Raw genomic sequence first — 15817 nt, 5'->3', positions numbered from 1 at the left:
ACACCCCCCGGCGTCCGGGCACGTCGGCTCCCGGCACCGCGCCGCGCGGCCCTACGGTTCCAGGATGCGCGGCGACAACGCGCCGCACGGCAGCAGGTCGACCTCCGCGCCCGCGTCGCGCAGATCCGTCAGGACCAGCTCGTCGTACATCAGCAGTCCGGTCTGTTCGGGCCAGACGACGGCCCACAGCCACAGCCCCCGCGCCTCGCCCGCGAAGACGGCGCGGTCGTCGGGGGAACCGGAGACGTGCCAGAGCGGAGTGGGCCGGCCCGCGGCGAGGACCTTCGCCTGAGGCGGTTTCTCGACGCTCATGTACGGGCCGGGGTCGGGTCCGTCCATGCCCGCGTACCGCGCGCCGAGGCCGACGCCCAGCTCCTCGGCGACGAGGATCAGCTCACCCATGCCGCCCAGCGGCCCGGGCCCCGAGCAGGCGACGGCGGTGGCCCGGCCCCCGCTGCGGTCGTCCCCCGCGAACGCCGCTCCGGTGAACAGCCAGCCGACCGGCAGCGGCCACGGCATCCACACCGGTACCCGGGCGCGGTGCACGACCACGCCGAGGGCCTCGACGCTGGGCGGGATCACGGGCTGCAGCGGGTGCACCGTGCCGTGCACATCACACTGCCAGGAGTCGGCAAAGAGGCCGGGAGCCCTGACCCGGCCACCACACTTCGGGCAACTGGGTTCGCCCCTCATAGGCCCCAACGGTCCTCCCCGTCCTTCCCCGCGTCAAGGACGATCACCCGTCCGGCGCGGGCCGGTCACGCCAAAAACTACGTGCATATTGCACTTATTAGCTCACCTAACTTATTCTGTGTATAGAGCAACGACCCAGTCGGCGCACAGCGAGGGAGCGGGCATGATCAACAGAACGGAAGGCCCGGCGAAGGGCGGCACGTCCGGCAGCGGCGCGGGCGGCGTCCTGCGGCAGCCGAGGGCCGTCTGGGCGACCGCCGGAGCGTCGGTCGTCGCCTTCATGGGCATCGGGCTCGTCGACCCGATCCTGCCGTCCATCGCCCGGGGCCTCGACGCCACGCCCGGCCAGGTGTCGCTGCTCTTCACCTCGTACTTCCTGATCACCGCCGTCGCCATGCTGCTGACCGGCTTCGTCTCCAGCCGGATCGGCGGCCGCAGGACCCTGCTGCTCGGCCTCGCGCTCGTCGTGGTCTTCGCCGGCCTCGCCGGAACCTCGGGCTCGGTCGGCGAACTCGTCGGCTTCCGGGCCGGCTGGGGCCTCGGAAACGCGCTGTTCGTCTCCACCGCCCTCGCGGTCATCGTCGGCGCCGCGGCCGACGGCAGCGCGGCGGCGATCCTGCTCTACGAGTCCGCGCTGGGCCTCGGCATGGCCTGCGGCCCGCTGCTCGGAGCCCTGCTCGGCAACGCCAGCTGGCGCTACCCGTTCTTCGGCACCGCGTTCCTGATGGCGGTCGGCTTCCTGTGCATCACGGCGTTCCTGAAGGAGCAGCCGAAGCCCGCGCGCAGGACCTCGCCGCTCGACCCGCTGCGCGCCCTCGGCCACGGCGGCCTCGCCTCCGTCGCCGCCTCCGCGTTCTTCTACAACTACACGTTCTTCACCGTGCTGGCCTTCACCCCGTTCGTGCTGGACATGACGCCCTACCGGTCCGGCGCGGTGTTCTTCTGCTGGGGCCTGCTGCTCGCGGTCTTCTCGGTGATCGTGGCCCCCCGCCTGCAGGCGCGCCTCGGCTCGCCGAAGGTGCTGGGCGGCTCCCTGGTGCTGCTCGCCGCCGACGTGCTCGTCCTCGGGTACGGCGACCACGCCACCGCCGTCGTCTGCACGGTCCTGTCCGGCGCCTTCATCGGCGTGAACAACACCGTCTACACGGAGCTGGCCCTCGGGGTCTCCGACGCCCCGCGTCCCGTGGCGAGCGCCGGCTACAACTTCGTGCGCTGGTTCGCGGCCGCGGCGGCGCCGTACTTCGCCCCGAAGATCGAGGAGTGGAGCGACGTCCACGTCCCGTTCGTGGTCGCCGCGGTCACCGCGCTGCTGGGCGCGGCGGTGATCCACGTACGGCGCGGCGCGCTCACCGAGGAGGCCGAGGAGCAGGCGCCCGTCCACGCCGTCGAGGACGGTGTCGCGGTCTTCGCCGACTGAGCCGCCGGAAGGGCGATGTGAGGTCCCGTCACGCACGGGCTCCGGGATCGCTCAGTCCAGGGCGACGGACCTGCGCAGCGGATCGCGCAGGTCCGTTCCGCCGTTCAGCCAGCGTTCCTGGAGGGCGCCCGCGCCGTGGACGCGCTTCCAGGCGGCCTCGTTGGGCGTCATGGGGAGCAACGGCAGGAAGCGTACGGGGTCGGCGGGAGCGTCCAGCTCCAGGTCCTCCACCAGACCGCCGGACTCGGCGACCAGGACGGAGGTGAACGGCGCGCCGGGCCACAGGGGTTCACCCACGTCGAGCGAGGCACCGGGGGCCACGACCAGACCCTCGACCTGGGGGGAGGCGGCGAGCACGGCCAGCGGGCGGAGCACCTTGTCGGTCTCGGCCCCGGCTGGCCGGACGGAGAGGACCAGCTCGGCGCGCGGGCCCTTCACCGGATCGGCGAGCACGGCGGTGGGATCCGCCATCGGCTGGGCGGACATGCCGAGCGTGGCGTAGCGGACGATGTCGCCCTCGGTGAAGCGGAGCACCTCGATGCGGTCGGTGCCCAGAAAGGTGACCGCGGCCCGCGCGTCGGGTTCGCCCAGCGCGGAGCGCAAACGGGCCTCGACCAGAGGAAGAACATCAGTCATGAATCGAGCATAGGCCGCGTCAATTCAGCCAGGGCGCACCGGACCCCGGTCAACAACGCGCAAAGCGGAGTCTTGACGTATCGGTGCGCTGATACTCTTGGCCGCTGGTCGGAGCAGTGCATGACCGAGGGTCTCCAGACCCTCTTGGCACCGCGGGAGTTGCTCCCGCGCTCCGGCGCACTGAGACTGATCCGACTCCCCTCAAAGGGAGCCGGACTCCCCCACGGGGGATGGATCGTCCCCCACGGGGGACCGACCGGAGGAGGTGGGGCTGCAATGGATCGAAGTCGATCGTGCAGTACCACCCGCTCTTCCGGTCGCTGAGTTCACAGCTGGTTCCACGGGGCTTTCGGCCCTTCCGGCTGCCGCCTCCCGCAATCGTGTGCGCACGTGTCAGCGTTGCCCGGTGCACCACGGAAGAGCGCTTCGTTTCCGCCTGATCTGTCTGATCTGAACCCCTGATCTGTCCGATCTGAATCAGTAGCGAAGCTGCCACCGCGACGGTGCGGTGCTCCCCGCTTTGTGGACGTGCCAAACATCCGCAGTCAGGACGTCCCCATTCCGGGTAGTTCCAACCGTCGCCCGGCCGCCTCCGCCGCGAGAAGGAGCCTGCCATGTCGATGATCCGTGACCTGCGCGCCGCGGTCCGCCCCCGCCCGTCCCTGCGCAAGGACAGTGGCTCGTACGACACCACCCGTGACCCCGCCACCCCCTCGGCCGTGGTCGACTGCGCCGTCTACCGCGACGGCGCCCGCGTCGCCACCCGCGCCCCGCTCACGCCGCAGGAGGCCATGCGCCAGGTGCGGCGCGACGGCGGCTTCGTGTGGATCGGCCTGCACGAGCCCACCGAGGACGAATTCGCCGGTATCGCCCGCGAGTTCGGACTGCACCCGCTGGCCGTGGAGGACGCCGTCCAGGCCCACCAGCGGCCCAAGCTGGAGCGCTACGACGACTCCCTGTTCACCGTCTTCAAGACCGTCCACTACGTCGAGCACGACCGGCTGACGGCGAACAGCGAGATCGTCGAGACCGGCGAGGTCATGTGCTTCACCGGAGGGGACTTCTTCATCACCGTCCGGCACGGCGGACAGGGGTCGCTGCGCGGGCTGCGGCACCGCCTGCAGGACGACCCCGAGCTGCTCGCCAAGGGCCCCTCGGCGGTGCTGCACGCGATCGCCGACCACGTCGTCGACGGCTACATCGCGGTCGTGGACGCCGTGCAGGACGACATCGACGAGGTCGAGACCGAGGTGTTCTCGCCGGGCCGCAAGGGCACTCCGCGCGGCACGGACGCCGGGCAGATCTACCAGCTCAAGCGCGAGGTGCTGGAGTTCAAGCGGGCGGTCTCGCCGCTGCTGCGCCCCATGCAGCTGCTGAGCGAGCGCCCGATGCGGCTGATCGACCCCGACATCCAGAAGTACTTCCGCGACGTCGCCGACCACCTCGCGCGCGTGCAGGAGCAGGTCCTCGGCTTCGACGAACTGCTCAACTCGATCCTCCAGGCCAACCTCGCGCAGGCCTCCGTGGCGCAGAACGAGGACATGCGCAAGATCACCTCGTGGGCCGCGATCGTCGCCGTGCCGACGATGGTCTGCGGCGTGTACGGCATGAACTTCGAGCACATGCCCGAACTGCACGCGCGCTACGGCTACCCGGTGGTCATGGGCATCACGGTCGGGCTCTGCCTCTCGATCCACCGCATCCTCAAGCGCAACGGCTGGCTGTAGGGCGGGCTGGATAGTCTGGGCCCCATGACGCAAGAGCTGCTCGACCAGGCCCTCGTCGAGGAGGCCACCAAGAAGTCCGGGCTGATCTGGGTGCGGGGCTCCGGCACGCCCGCGCCCGCCGGCCCGGACGGGACGGTGCCCGCCCGCGCGCTGTGGCACGTGTGGCACGACGGCGCGGCCTGCCTGGTCGGCGACGGCCCCGGCGAGCAGCCGCTGCCGGGACTGGCCGACGGGAGCCACGCGGTGGTCACCGTGCGCAGCAAGGACAAGGGCGGACGGCTCGTCACCTGGTCGGCCGCGGTCGTGGAGCTCGCCGCGGGCACCCCGGAGTGGGAGGCGGCCGTCGGGGAGCTCAAGGGCAAGCGCCTGAACGCCCCGGACGGCGAGGCCATGCCGGAGCGCTGGGCGCGCGAGTGCCGGGTGGTGCGCCTGGAACCGACGGGCGCGACCGAGGAACTGCCCGAGGGCTCGCTCGCCGAACCGCCACTGCCGACCCCGGTGACGACCCGTCGGCCCGTCCCGGCGGCCCTGCCCCGCCTCCTGCTGAAGCGGCGCAGGCGCGGCTAGGGGCGCACGGAGCCGGGCCGGGCCGGGCTACGACGAGGGGAGCTGCTGCCCGTAGTCGACCGTGTCCTTCTCGGGCGGTTCCGCGAGCGGGAAGTCCTTGCCCCAGTCGGACAGACGGAGGGTGCCCGCGTTGCCCGCGCGCCCCAGCACGACCGGGTACGGGGTGCCCTGCAGGGAGACGTCGAGGGTTCCGCCCGAGCCCTTGTCGCCGGTGATGCGGATGGTGCGGACGCCGGACTGTTCGTGGTGGCCGTCCTTGGCGAGGGCGCCGTGCAGCCCGAGCAGCCCGTCGAGCAGGACGTTCTTGTCGGTGAAGCCGCTGAAGCGCTTGTACGCGGGGTCGCCGGTCGGCACCTTCACGTACATGCCCTCCAGCTTGTCCGCCGCCGCGGTGTCCGCCTTGCCGCCGTCCTTGCCCTCCTCATGGGCCCAGAACTCGGCGTCGGCCTTGAGGAAGAGGTGCTCGCCGACCCGCAGCAGATGGAAACCGGCCCCCTTCGAGGTGACCGATCCGGTGCCGCCGCCGGACTTGAGGCGCATGTCGAGGGTGTACGTGGTGCCGCCCGAGACCACGGTCCCCGAGAGCCGCACGGCCGGCGCCTTCGCGGCCGCCTGCTTCGCCTTCGCCTGGATGGCGGCGGCGGACAGCTTGCCGACCCCGTTCGTGCCCGCGTCCGGATCCTCGCTGCCGCACCCCGTCAGTCCCGTTCCTGTCACGGCCAGCGCGCACATCGCGGCCACCGTCACGGCTCTGCGGGTACGGCCCTGGGGAATAGCGGTCACAGGTGGGGTGCCTCTCGTGCGCGGACCTCAAACGGCGTACGGCAGCGTACCGGTGCGGCACCCGTCCGGCGGAGGCAGTCCGTCCGGACCGCCCACCAGGGCGTACCCGACCGGGACGGGCTAGCCTGAAGCCCACCCGAGCGGACAGACCCGCACAGAACGCATCGAAGCGAAGGAGGCGCGGGCATGGCCGCAGCCGCCCCCCGGATCTTCGTCTCGCACCTGTCCGGCGTCGCCGTCTTCGACCCGAACGGCGACCAGGTGGGCCGGGTGCGCGACCTCGTCGCCATGCTGCGCGTGGGGCGGCGGCCGCCCCGCATGCTCGGCCTCGTCGTCGAACTGTCCACGCGCCGCCGGATCTTCCTGCCCATGACCCGGGTGACCGGCATCGAGTCCGGCCAGGTGATCACGACCGGCGTCCTGAACGTGCGCCGCTTCGAGCAGCGGCCCACCGAGCGGCTCGTCTTCGGCGAGCTGCTCGACCGGCTCGTGACCCTCGTGGAGACGGGCGAGGAGGTGACGGTCCTGGACGTGTCGATCCAGCAGCTGCCGGCCCGCAGGGAGTGGGAGATCGGCCGGGTCTTCGTGCGCAAGGGGCGCGCCGGCGCCTTCCGGCGGGCCAAGGGCGAGACGATGACGGTCGACTGGTCCTCCGTCACCGGCTTCTCGCTGGAGGAGCACGGACAGGGCGCGGAGAGCCTTCTCGCCACCTTCGAGCAGCTGCGGCCCGCCGACCTCGCGAACGTGCTGCACCACCTGTCGCCGAAGCGGCGCGGCGAGGTGGCCGCCGCGCTCGACGACGACCGCCTCGCCGACGTCCTGGAGGAACTGCCCGAGGACGACCAGATCGAGATCCTCGGCAAGCTCAAGGAGGAGCGCGCGGCGGACGTCCTGGAGGCGATGGACCCCGACGACGCGGCCGACCTGCTGGCGGAGCTGCCCACCGAGGACGTGGAGCGGCTGCTGAGGCTGATGCGGCCCGGCGAGGCGGCGGACGTCCGGCGGCTGATGGCGTACGCGGAACGGACGGCGGGCGGGCTCATGACCACCGAGCCCATCGTGCTGCGGGCCGACGCGACCGTCGCCGACGCGCTCGCCCGGGTCCGCAACCCCGACCTGTCCCCCGCGCTCGCCGCCCAGGTGTACGTGTGCCGCCCGCCGGACGAGACGCCGACGGGCAAGTACCTGGGGGCGGTGCACTTCCAGCGGCTGCTGCGCGACCCGCCGTTCACCCTGGTCGGCTCGCTCGTCGACGACGACCTCCAGCCGCTGGCCCCCGAGGACGAGCTGCCGGTGGTCGCCGGGTTCTTCGCGACGTACGACATGGTCGCGGCCCCCGTCGTCGACGAGAGCGGCTCGCTGCTCGGAGCGGTGACCGTGGACGACGTGCTGGACCACATGCTGCCCGAGGACTGGCGGGAGACGGAGTTCCACCTCGACGAGGACATGCACGAGAGCGTGCACGCGGAGAGCCACGACAGCGGCGGCGGGCACGGGACCGGCCGCGGGGGCGCTCCCGGGGACGGCACCGGCCGGGGGAACGGCCGCCGGGAGCCGGACGGGCCGCGGGACGGAGAGGGCCGCCATGGCGCCCGACCGTGAGGCCCGGGAGCGGGCCGCCACGGGGGCGACGGCGACCACCCGCCCGCGCACCCGGCTCGACCAGCCGAAGCCGCCGCGGATCAGGTTCCTGCCCGAGTGGGACCCCGAGGCCTTCGGGCGGCTCTCGGAGCGCATCGCCCGCTTCCTGGGCACCGGACGGTTCATCGTCTGGATGACGGTCGTCATCATCATGTGGGTGGCCTGGAACGTCTTCGCGCCGGACCACCTGCGCTTCGACAACTACCCGTTCATCTTCCTGACCCTGATGCTGTCGCTCCAGGCCTCCTACGCCGCCCCGCTGATCCTGCTCGCGCAGAACCGGCAGGACGACCGGGACCGGGTCAACCTCGAACAGGACCGCAAGCAGAACGAGCGCTCCATCGCCGACACCGAGTACCTCACCCGCGAGATCGCCGCGCTGCGGATGGGCCTCGGCGAGGTCGCCACCCGCGACTGGATCCGCAACGAGCTCCAGGACCTGGTCAAGGAGCTGGAGGACCGCCGTCCCGGCGGCCGCGGGGACGGACAGGTCGTATTCCCGGCGGAACGGTCACCGGGACGTGACGTAGAAGACCGGTGACAGGGCTTTCCGGGGCACATGGGTCGCGCCGTACCATCGTCCCTATGGCTACGGAAGACGCGGTGCGCGAGGCACTGGCGACGGTGAACGACCCCGAGATCAACCGACCCATCACCGAACTGGGGATGGTCAAATCGGTGGAGATCGGTGCGGATGGCGTGGTCGCGGTCGCCGTGTACCTGACGGTCTCCGGCTGCCCGATGCGCGACACGATCACCCAGCGGGTGACGGAGGCGGTCTCGCGGGTCGAGGGCGTCACGCGCGTCGACGTCGAACTCGACGTGATGAGCGACGAGCAGCGCCGCGAGCTGGCGACCGCGCTCAAGGGCGGCACCGCCGAGCGCGAGGTGCCCTTCGCCAAGCCCGGCTCGCTGACCCGGGTGTACGCGGTCGCCTCCGGCAAGGGCGGCGTCGGCAAGTCCTCGGTCACCGTGAACCTCGCGGCCGCGATGGCCGCCGACGGGCTCAAGGTCGGTGTCGTGGACGCCGACATCTACGGCCACTCGGTCCCGCGCATGCTCGGCGCGGAGGGCCGGCCGACCCAGGTCGAGAACATGATCATGCCGCCGTCCGCGAACGGTGTGAAGGTCATCTCCATCGGCATGTTCACCCCGGGCAACGCGCCGGTCGTCTGGCGCGGCCCGATGCTCCACCGCGCGCTCCAGCAGTTCCTGGCGGACGTGTACTGGGGCGACCTGGACGTCCTGCTCCTGGACCTCCCGCCGGGCACCGGCGACATCGCGATCTCCGTCGCCCAGCTCGTCCCGAACGCCGAGATCCTGGTCGTCACGACCCCGCAGCAGGCGGCGGCCGAGGTGGCCGAGCGGGCTGGCTCCATCGCCGTGCAGACGCACCAGAAGATCGTGGGCGTCGTCGAGAACATGTCGGGGCTGCCCTGCCCGCACTGCGACGAGATGGTCGACGTCTTCGGCACCGGTGGCGGCCAGAAGGTCGCCGACGGCCTGACCCGCACCACCGGCGCGACCGTCCCGGTCCTCGGCTCCATCCCGATCGACGTCCGCCTGCGCGAGGGCGGCGACGAGGGCAAGCCGGTCGTCCTGACCGACCCCGACTCCCCCGCCGGCTCGGCCCTGCGCGCCATCGCGGGCAAGCTGGGCGGCCGTCAGCGCGGTCTGTCGGGCATGTCGCTGGGCATCACCCCGCGCAACAAGTTCTAGGGCTCGAGGAGTCCCGGGGCGCCGGAGTCTCCTTCGGGAGGCTCCGGCGCCGTCCCTACGAAGGAGGGGGCGCCGTCCGCATGGACGGCGCCCCCTCCTTCGTGGCGTCTTCGGGGCCCCTGAGCGGCCCGTGGGCGCCCGTGGCGGTCCCCCGGCCCCCGCGGCCGCCCGCGGCGCCCTACCGGTCGTACGCCGTGATGTCCTTGATCATCGCGAAGCCGAGCCCGTACGCGCTCATCCCCCGCCCGTACGCGCCCACGTGGACGCCCTCCTGGGTGGAACCCGCGAGGACCCAGCCGAACTCGGACTCGCGGTAGTGGAACGGCGTGGGGACGCCGTCCACGGGAAGGGACAGGGTGGACCAGTCCGGGCCGTCCAGGTCGTCGGCCAGCACCCACGCGGTCTCGGTCTGCTGGTCCAGCCAGTCGTCGCGCAAGGTGTGGTCCATCTGGCCGGGCCAGGTGAAGGACAGCAGCCCCACACCGGCCAGCCACGCCGCCGAGGACACCGAGGTGGCCTCCAGCAGTCCCGTGCCGTCCGCGCTGCGCCGTACGGGATTGGCGGCCACGGTGACGACCACCGCGAACCGCTCCTTGTCCTCGCCCGGCTCGGGACGCACCGAGGGCTCGTCCCCGTGTCCGACGGAACCGTGCTCGACCACGCCCTCCGCGGAGGTGCCCACCTGCATCAGCCAGCGCGGCCCCGTGAAGGCCTCGTCGAGGCCGTACCAGGGAAAGGGCGCCAGCAGGTAGCCGTCGACCGTACGCCGGGCGGAGGGGACCTGTTGTCCGCCCTCCGCGGCCGACGCCTGCGCGCCTACCCGACTTGTCGTCTCCATCTGCCGGACGCCTCCTCGCTCTCGTCGGACCGGGCGGCCCACCCCCCTCGGGCGACCTTGTCGGTCCGCACAACAACTGGGCAGCATAGCCACCCCGCCCCGAGCGGCGGCGAAAGCGCCCGGCGCGTAAGGCGCACGAACGGAGCATTCGGACCGCGCGGGGCCGTTCGAGGGCACTCCGGCGGAACGGACCGCGGTGCTCCGTACGGATCAGGTGGCGTCGGCGTCGTAAGGAGGACGCTCGTCGGCTTCGGGCTTCTTCGTCATGTCGACGGTGCCGCCGGCCGTGCCGTCGGAGGACCCGCCCGCCGCGGCGGACTCGGACTCGCGGCCGTGCACCGCGTCCGTGACCTCGGCCATCTCCTTCTTCAGGTCGAAGCCGTTGCGGATCTCCTTGAGCCCCAGCTCGTCGTTGTCCAGCTGCTTGCGTATGAACGTCTTGGGGTTGAGGTCCTCGAACTCGAAGTCCTTGAACTCCGGGCCGAGTTCGTCGCGGATGTCCGCCTTGGCGCTCTCCGAGAACTCGCGGATCTTGCGGATCGTGCGCGTCACGTCCTGGATCAGCTTCGGGAGCTTTTCGGGACCGAAGACGAGCACGGCCAGGACGACCAGCGTCACCAGCTCGAGCGGTCCTACGTCGTTGAACACCTGATAGCTCCTCGCGATGCCCTCGGTCCTCGGCCCTCGGGGGTCTTCCGCGGTCCGGGCCGCGTCCAACGGTACCCGGCGTTCCCGTCCGTCCGGAACTGTCCCAGGGCTTCCGGCTTCGCGCGCACCGCGGGTTTTCCACGATGTTTGCCGTCCGGGGCCGCGGTACCGCGCTCGACTGTGAGGTTCGCGTCATTCGCGGGCCCCGGCGCCCGCGGGCTCAGTCGCCGTCCGCCGAGCCGAGGACCAGGGTGACCGTCCTGTCCGTGCCGCCCCGCCTGACGGTCAGCCGCAGACGGTCGCCGGGCCGGTGGGCGCGGGTCTTCACGATGAGTTCCTCACCGGAGTGGACCCGCGTGCCGTCGACCTCGGTGATGACGTCGCCCGCCCTGATGCCGGCCCTGGCACCGGGACCGCCGGCGGTGACGGGCGCCCCGCCCCCGGCCGCCTTGGCGGCGACCCGCGCTCCGTCACCCGCGTAGTTCATGTCGAGCGTGACACCGATCACGGGGTGGGTGGCCCTGCCGGTGTTGATGAGCTCCTCGGCGACGCGCTTGGCCTGGTTCACGGGTATGGCGAAGCCGAGCCCGATGGAACCGGCCTGACCTGTCCCCGGGTCGGAGCCGCTGTCTGCGGAGCGGATGGCGCTGTTGATGCCGATGACGCGGGCCCGGGAGTCGAGCAGCGGCCCGCCCGAGTTGCCGGGGTTGATCGGCGCGTCGGTCTGGAGGGCGTCCACGTACGAGACGTCGGTGCCGTCGCCCTTCTCGCCGCCGGCCGTGATGGGCCTCTCCTTGGCGCTGATGATCCCGGAGGTGACCGTGTTGGCGAGGTCGAAGGGCGCGCCGATGGCGACGACGGGGTCGCCGACCTGGACGCTGTCGGAGTTGCCCAGCGGCATCGGGGCCAGACCGTGGACCCCCGAGACCTTGACCACGGCGAGGTCGTAGCCGCTGTCGTGCCCGACGACCCGGGCCTTCGCGCTCTGACCGCCGCTGAACGTCACGGTTATCGTGCCGCTGCCGCCGGCGGGCTCGATCACGTGGTTGTTGGTGAGGATGTGTCCCTCGCCGTCGAGGACGAACCCGGTGCCGGTGCCGTCCTCCTCGCTCCCGTGCACGTGCAGGGTGACGACGCTGGGCAGCGCGTGCGCGGCGATGCCGGCGACGCTGTCCGGGGCGCGCCCCGGGGCCTCCTTGGCGGCCTGCGGCAGTTCGATGTCCGTCAGTCCCCCGTTCCGCTCCAGATACGCCCCCACGGCGCCGCCCACGCCCCCGGACACCAGCGCGAGCGCGACGGCGCCGAGCACCAGGGCCTTCCGCGCCCGCCTGCGCCGCTCGGCCGCGGTGGGCACGGCGCCGCCGTTCTGCTGGAAGGGAGCGTTCTGCTGGAGGTCGCCGTACTGACGCGGGGACCCGGGCGCGGCCCAGGGGTCGTAGTTCCGCCACGGGTCGAGGGGGGCGGGCTCGGCGGGGCCGGCGGACTCGGCCCCGACGGGCGGGGCGGCGGGGCCGGCCGGGGGCTGGGACACGGGGGCCGCCGGGGCCGGGGGTCCGGAGGGTTCCGCCGGTGCGAGGGGCAGGGCGTCGAAGGGCGTGCCGGCCTGGGCCGGGATTCCGCCCAGAGGGACCGTTTCGGCGTCGGCACCGGTACCCGCACCCGCACCCGCACCCGCACCCGCACCCGCACCGGTGGAGGGTTCCGCGTCCGCGGGACCGGGAACGTCCGTGGGCCGCTCCGGCCCGGGGGCGCCTCCCGGGTGCGCCTGCGCCTCGGGCGGGTTCGGCTCCGCGCCGCCCCCGGCGCCCGGGAAAGGGGCGGCGGGGTGCGCGGAATCCGGTTCCGTGAGGTGAGCCGGTGCGGAGTCCGCGCCCGCGGCCTCGGGCCGGGGTCGACTCCACCACTTCGCCTTCGTGGGCCTGCCCTCGTTCATGCTCTCCCCACACCCGGCCCACGGCACAGCGCGCCGACGGCCACCACAGACTTGTCGACTCCGCGCCCGTGATCCCTCCCGCGGACGCGGCCCTGCCCCGGATTCAACCAGGTTCACGGGCCGCCGCGCAGAGGGCGGTGTCAGTGGGCGCTACGAGAGGCGGGGGACGAGGACGAGGAGGGGGACGGCGAGGGGGACGGTGTGACGGCGGGGGCGGAGGGCCTCACGGCCGGGGTCAGGGCGAGCGGCTGGACGTCGGTGAGCGGACGTATGAGCGGGGACGTCGCGGTGGCACCGGCGACCGCCGGTGTCGTCAGCGTGCGGACGGCGTCCTGGCCGTGGCCCACCGGGGCGGGGACCCCGGGCAGCAGCGGGGCGGACATCCCGGTCGGTGCCACCGGCCCGGCGGCGAGCGACCGCTCGCCCTGGGCGAGCACCGGTCCGACGGAGCGGCGGCGCTGCGACTCGGGGGTCGAGGCGGCTCCCGTGCCCTGGGAGCGGGACGGGGTCACGTTGCTCCCGGCGCCGGCTCCTCCGCGCGCGTCCGGGCTCCCGGGCATACCGGCGGTCACCCCGCCGAGGGCGACGGCCGCGAGCGACACCGCGCCCGCGGCGACGAAGGCGAACCGCAGCCCGCGCGAGGCGGACCGCTCGGCCTCGTGGCGGCTGACGTCATGGATGCGGAAGCCGCGCCCCGGAGCGGAGGGCAGCACGTCGGCGTGCGGTCCGGCCGGCACGTACCCGAAGGACTCGCCCCGCATTCCGAAGACGCCGGGCAGGCCGGGACCCGTGGAGCCGCCGGACAGTCCGCCGCCGAAGCCCCCTCCGTTCAGCCGGGGGCCCTCGGAGTCGCCTCCCCCGGGAAGCCCCTGGAGGCGGGCGAGGAAGCTCTCGGAGGGTGGCGGCGGGGCCATCTCCGCGAAGACGTTCTTCAGTCGGCGCTGGGCGTCGGCCTCGGCCTTGCACTTCGCGCAGGTGGCGAGGTGGGCCAGGACGCGGTCGCGCGACTCATGACCGAGCTCTCCGTCCACCAGGGCGGAAAGCCGGTCTCCCAGGTGCTGCTCGGCAGGGGTGGGACGGGTTCCACTCACGCGGTCGCGCCTCCTCCCCCCAGCACGGGCACGCGGGACACGAACGAGCGACGTTCGGCGCGGGCCTCGGGAGACCGGTGTGCCAGGGCCTTGCGCAGCTGGGAGCGGCCGCGGTGGATCCGGGAACGGACCGTGCCGAGCTTGACGCCCAGGGTCGCGGCGATCTCCTCGTAGGAGAGTCCCTCGATGTCGCAGAGGACGACGGCGGCGCGGAACTCGGGCGCGAGGGTGTCCAGCGCCTGCTGGACGTCGGCGTCGAAGTGCGCGTCGTTGAAGACCTGCTGCGGGGAGGGCTCACGGCTGGGCAGCCGCTCGGCCGCGTCGTCGCCGAGGGCGTCGAAGCGGATGCGCTGCTTGCGCCGCACCATGTCGAGGAAGAGGTTCGTGGTGATGCGGTGCAGCCAGCCCTCGAAGGTGCCGGGCGTGTAGGTCGACAGGGAGCGGAAGACACGGACGAAGACCTCCTGGGTGAGGTCCTCGGCGTCGTGCTGGTTGCCCGTGAGGCGGTACGCCAGACGGTAGACGCGACCGCTGTGGGTGCTGACGATCTCCTCCCAGGTGGGAGGGGTCCACGCCTGGGACTCCGCGTCGGTGGTGAACGTCGCGGTCTGCGCCGGGGCAGCAACGGGGAGCTGGTCAGCGTTGTCGGTCACGGATTTCGGCTCACCCGTCGATCTGAGCAGGCGCCGCAGCACTCCTCCCCGATCCACAGGCGCAGCCGCACCTCCCCTGTCGGCTCTGGTGGTGTCCAGTGGAGCCCCTACCATAGCCACCTCGCCCGTTAGCTCCGGATAAGCGGTTTTACGCGAAATTGATACGGGCTCATACGGGCGCGCCGACGTCCGCCCGCGTCCCCGCTCCGTGTACCGGCCCATCGACTTCCCCCCGCTCGGTTCTCCCACCCCTCTAAACGCCCGGTCCCATCCGCAGGTTCCCGGCGCCAACGGATACAGTCACGCCCAGGCAACCACGGGGACAGGAGAGGGTCATTACCGGCAACCGGCAGACGAGCTGGGCGGCGTTCGCCGACGCCTTTGTCGCCGAGGACGAGGCACTGCGCTGGGCCCGGGACCGGGCCCACGAGGCGGGCCTGCGCTCGGTGACGCCCGGCACGGGCGCCGCGCTGCGCCTGCTCGCCGCCACCGTGGACGCGAAGGCGGTCGCCGAGATCGGTACCGGGACCGGCGTCTCCGGGATCCATCTTCTGCACGGCATGCGGCCGGACGGGGTACTGACCACGGTGGACCCGGAGCCGGAGCGCCAGCAGTTCGCGCGCCAGGCCTTCCGCGCGGCCGGGTTCGCCAGCAATCGCGCGCGCTTCATACCGGGCCGCGCGCTGGAGGTCCTGCCCCGTCTCGCCGACGCCGGGTACGACCTCGTGTTCTGCGACGGCGACCGGCTGGAGTGCCTGGACTACCTCGCTGAATCGTTGCGCCTGCTGCGTCCGGGTGGGCTCGTCGCCTTCGAGGGCGTCTTCGCGGACGGCCGCACCGTGGACTCGGGACCGCAGCCGGTCGAGGTGAGCCGGCTGCGCGAACTGCTGCGCGCGGTGCGCGAGAGCCAGGAGCTGGTGCCGTCGCTGCTGCCGGTGGGCGACGGCCTGCTGTGCGCGGTCAAGCGCTGACCCCGCCGACCGGGCCGACCGGGCCGGTCGGCGGTACCGCGCACGGTGCCGGAAAAACGGCTTCCCCGGCACCGTGTGCGGTACCGGGGAAGCCGAAAGAGGTATGGGTCGTGTTCCGCGTCAGCCGACGACCTTCTTGAGGGCGTCGCCGAGCGCGTCGGCCTCGTCAGGGGTCAGCTCGACGACGAGCCGACCGCCGCCTTCGAGCGGAACGCGCATGACGATGCCCCGCCCCTCCTTGGTCACCTCGAGCGGGCCATCGCCCGTCCGCGGCTTCATGGCCGCCATGCTCGTTCCCCTTCCTGAAACCAGCTCATCGTCGCCGACGGCCCCCTCGGAGGGCACGCACATCCCCTCATAGGACACGCGTCACCGGCATCGAACACATTGCTTCCAGGCCATTATCCCGCATCTCAGGACCCGATGACCAACATCAGTCGGCATCGCTTGCGCAACGCGCTTGAGCAAAACCACCCAATTCGGCGATGTGGCTGCGATAC

The 15817-nt window shown here is 72.4% G+C and carries 16 protein-coding genes; 7 read left to right on the top strand and 9 right to left on the bottom strand.

What is annotated here, in order from left to right; genetic code table 11:
- Positions 1–51 precede the first annotated feature (51 nt).
- The gene (locus tag ACICHK_RS26050; RefSeq protein WP_398394626.1) at positions 52–693 is read right to left on the bottom strand and encodes a DUF6758 family protein; all 642 of its coding nucleotides are present in this window, start codon (positions 691–693) and stop codon (positions 52–54) included.
- A gap of 163 nt (positions 694–856) precedes the next feature.
- On the opposite strand from ACICHK_RS26050, the gene ACICHK_RS26045 reads away from it, so the two are divergent.
- Positions 857–2110, top strand: a complete 1254-nt coding sequence (locus ACICHK_RS26045; RefSeq protein ID WP_406838778.1) for an MFS transporter — start codon at positions 857–859, stop codon at positions 2108–2110.
- Between the two features lie 51 nt (positions 2111–2161).
- Here ACICHK_RS26045 and ACICHK_RS26040 read toward each other — a convergent pair whose 3' ends face one another.
- Positions 2162–2746 carry a suppressor of fused domain protein gene (locus ACICHK_RS26040; protein ID WP_151469830.1) on the bottom strand — a complete coding sequence of 195 codons (585 nt, stop codon included), beginning with the start codon at positions 2744–2746 and terminating at the stop codon, positions 2162–2164.
- A 614-nt stretch (positions 2747–3360) separates the two neighbouring features.
- Here ACICHK_RS26040 and ACICHK_RS26035 point away from each other — a divergent pair.
- Positions 3361–4473: a magnesium and cobalt transport protein CorA gene (locus ACICHK_RS26035; protein ID WP_406838777.1), complete on the top strand. Its 1113-nt coding sequence runs from the start codon at positions 3361–3363 to the stop codon at positions 4471–4473.
- A 24-nt stretch (positions 4474–4497) separates the two neighbouring features.
- On the top strand, positions 4498–5040 hold the full coding sequence (locus ACICHK_RS26030; protein ID WP_406838776.1) for a hypothetical protein: 543 nt from the start codon (positions 4498–4500) through the stop codon (positions 5038–5040).
- 27 nt (positions 5041–5067) lie between these two features.
- Here ACICHK_RS26030 and ACICHK_RS26025 read toward each other — a convergent pair whose 3' ends face one another.
- Positions 5068–5823 carry a hypothetical protein gene (locus ACICHK_RS26025; RefSeq protein WP_192582413.1) on the bottom strand — a complete coding sequence of 252 codons (756 nt, stop codon included), beginning with the start codon at positions 5821–5823 and terminating at the stop codon, positions 5068–5070.
- Positions 5824–6009: 186 nt separating this feature from the next.
- Between ACICHK_RS26025 and ACICHK_RS26020 the strand changes: the two genes are divergently transcribed.
- Genes ACICHK_RS26020 through ACICHK_RS26010 form a run of 3 tightly spaced genes read left to right on the top strand, consistent with a single transcriptional unit; the run spans position 6010 to position 9183 of the window.
- On the top strand, positions 6010–7425 hold the full coding sequence (locus ACICHK_RS26020) for a magnesium transporter MgtE N-terminal domain-containing protein (protein ID WP_406838775.1): 1416 nt from the start codon (positions 6010–6012) through the stop codon (positions 7423–7425).
- Positions 7409–8005 (top strand): DUF1003 domain-containing protein, encoded by a 597-nt coding sequence (locus ACICHK_RS26015; RefSeq protein WP_406838774.1) that lies wholly within the window; start codon positions 7409–7411, stop codon positions 8003–8005. Before ACICHK_RS26020 ends, ACICHK_RS26015 begins: the two co-directional genes overlap by 17 nt.
- Before the next feature lie 44 nt (positions 8006–8049).
- Positions 8050–9183 carry an Mrp/NBP35 family ATP-binding protein gene (locus ACICHK_RS26010; protein WP_103548011.1) on the top strand — a complete coding sequence of 378 codons (1134 nt, stop codon included), beginning with the start codon at positions 8050–8052 and terminating at the stop codon, positions 9181–9183.
- 178 nt (positions 9184–9361) lie between these two features.
- Here the strand turns inward: ACICHK_RS26010 and ACICHK_RS26005 are convergent, their stop codons facing one another.
- From ACICHK_RS26005 to sigE, 5 genes are all read right to left on the bottom strand, one after another.
- Complete coding sequence (locus tag ACICHK_RS26005; protein WP_406838773.1) at positions 9362–10021, bottom strand: hypothetical protein; 660 nt, start codon at positions 10019–10021, stop codon at positions 9362–9364.
- Positions 10022–10231: 210 nt separating this feature from the next.
- Entirely contained in the window at positions 10232–10669 is a 438-nt protein-coding gene (locus ACICHK_RS26000) for a sec-independent translocase (RefSeq protein WP_406838772.1), read from the bottom strand.
- Between the two features lie 220 nt (positions 10670–10889).
- On the bottom strand, positions 10890–12602 hold the full coding sequence (locus tag ACICHK_RS25995) for a trypsin-like peptidase domain-containing protein (protein WP_406838771.1): 1713 nt from the start codon (positions 12600–12602) through the stop codon (positions 10890–10892).
- A gap of 140 nt (positions 12603–12742) precedes the next feature.
- Positions 12743–13693, bottom strand: a complete 951-nt coding sequence (locus tag ACICHK_RS25990; protein WP_406838770.1) for an anti-sigma factor family protein — start codon at positions 13691–13693, stop codon at positions 12743–12745.
- Positions 13690–14388, bottom strand: coding sequence for an RNA polymerase sigma factor SigE (sigE, locus tag ACICHK_RS25985; RefSeq protein WP_151469995.1), 699 nt, complete (start codon positions 14386–14388; stop codon positions 13690–13692). The genes ACICHK_RS25990 and sigE overlap by 4 nt, the downstream gene beginning before the upstream one ends.
- Before the next feature lie 227 nt (positions 14389–14615).
- Between sigE and ACICHK_RS25980 the strand changes: the two genes are divergently transcribed.
- The gene (locus tag ACICHK_RS25980) at positions 14616–15317 is read left to right on the top strand and encodes an O-methyltransferase (RefSeq protein WP_151469838.1); all 702 of its coding nucleotides are present in this window, start codon (positions 14616–14618) and stop codon (positions 15315–15317) included.
- Positions 15318–15437: 120 nt separating this feature from the next.
- On the opposite strand, the gene ACICHK_RS25975 is transcribed toward ACICHK_RS25980, so the two are convergent.
- Positions 15438–15605, bottom strand: a complete 168-nt coding sequence (locus ACICHK_RS25975) for a DUF3117 domain-containing protein (protein WP_003966491.1) — start codon at positions 15603–15605, stop codon at positions 15438–15440.
- Positions 15606–15817 lie beyond the last annotated feature (212 nt).

The sequence above is a fragment of the Streptomyces sp. AHU1 genome, assembly GCF_045343905.1.
In the GTDB taxonomy this organism is placed as follows: Bacteria; Actinomycetota; Actinomycetes; order Streptomycetales; family Streptomycetaceae; genus Streptomyces; species Streptomyces triticiradicis.
Note: the sequence above shows the minus strand (reverse complement) of the source record. Positions and strands in the feature narration are given on the sequence as shown.

Coding starts and splice junctions, on each gene's coding strand:
- ACICHK_RS26050 (WP_398394626.1), bottom strand. CDS start 693: ATGAGGGGCGAACCCAGTTGCCCGAAGTGTGGTGGCCGGGTCAGGGCT.
- ACICHK_RS26045 (WP_406838778.1), top strand. CDS start 857: ATGATCAACAGAACGGAAGGCCCGGCGAAGGGCGGCACGTCCGGCAGC.
- ACICHK_RS26040 (WP_151469830.1), bottom strand. CDS start 2,746: ATGACTGATGTTCTTCCTCTGGTCGAGGCCCGTTTGCGCTCCGCGCTG.
- ACICHK_RS26035 (WP_406838777.1), top strand. CDS start 3,361: ATGTCGATGATCCGTGACCTGCGCGCCGCGGTCCGCCCCCGCCCGTCC.
- ACICHK_RS26030 (WP_406838776.1), top strand. CDS start 4,498: ATGACGCAAGAGCTGCTCGACCAGGCCCTCGTCGAGGAGGCCACCAAG.
- ACICHK_RS26020 (WP_406838775.1), top strand. CDS start 6,010: ATGGCCGCAGCCGCCCCCCGGATCTTCGTCTCGCACCTGTCCGGCGTC.
- ACICHK_RS26015 (WP_406838774.1), top strand. CDS start 7,409: ATGGCGCCCGACCGTGAGGCCCGGGAGCGGGCCGCCACGGGGGCGACG.
- ACICHK_RS26010 (WP_103548011.1), top strand. CDS start 8,050: ATGGCTACGGAAGACGCGGTGCGCGAGGCACTGGCGACGGTGAACGAC.
- ACICHK_RS26005 (WP_406838773.1), bottom strand. CDS start 10,021: ATGGAGACGACAAGTCGGGTAGGCGCGCAGGCGTCGGCCGCGGAGGGC.
- ACICHK_RS25995 (WP_406838771.1), bottom strand. CDS start 12,602: ATGAACGAGGGCAGGCCCACGAAGGCGAAGTGGTGGAGTCGACCCCGG.
- ACICHK_RS25975 (WP_003966491.1), bottom strand. CDS start 15,605: ATGGCGGCCATGAAGCCGCGGACGGGCGATGGCCCGCTCGAGGTGACC.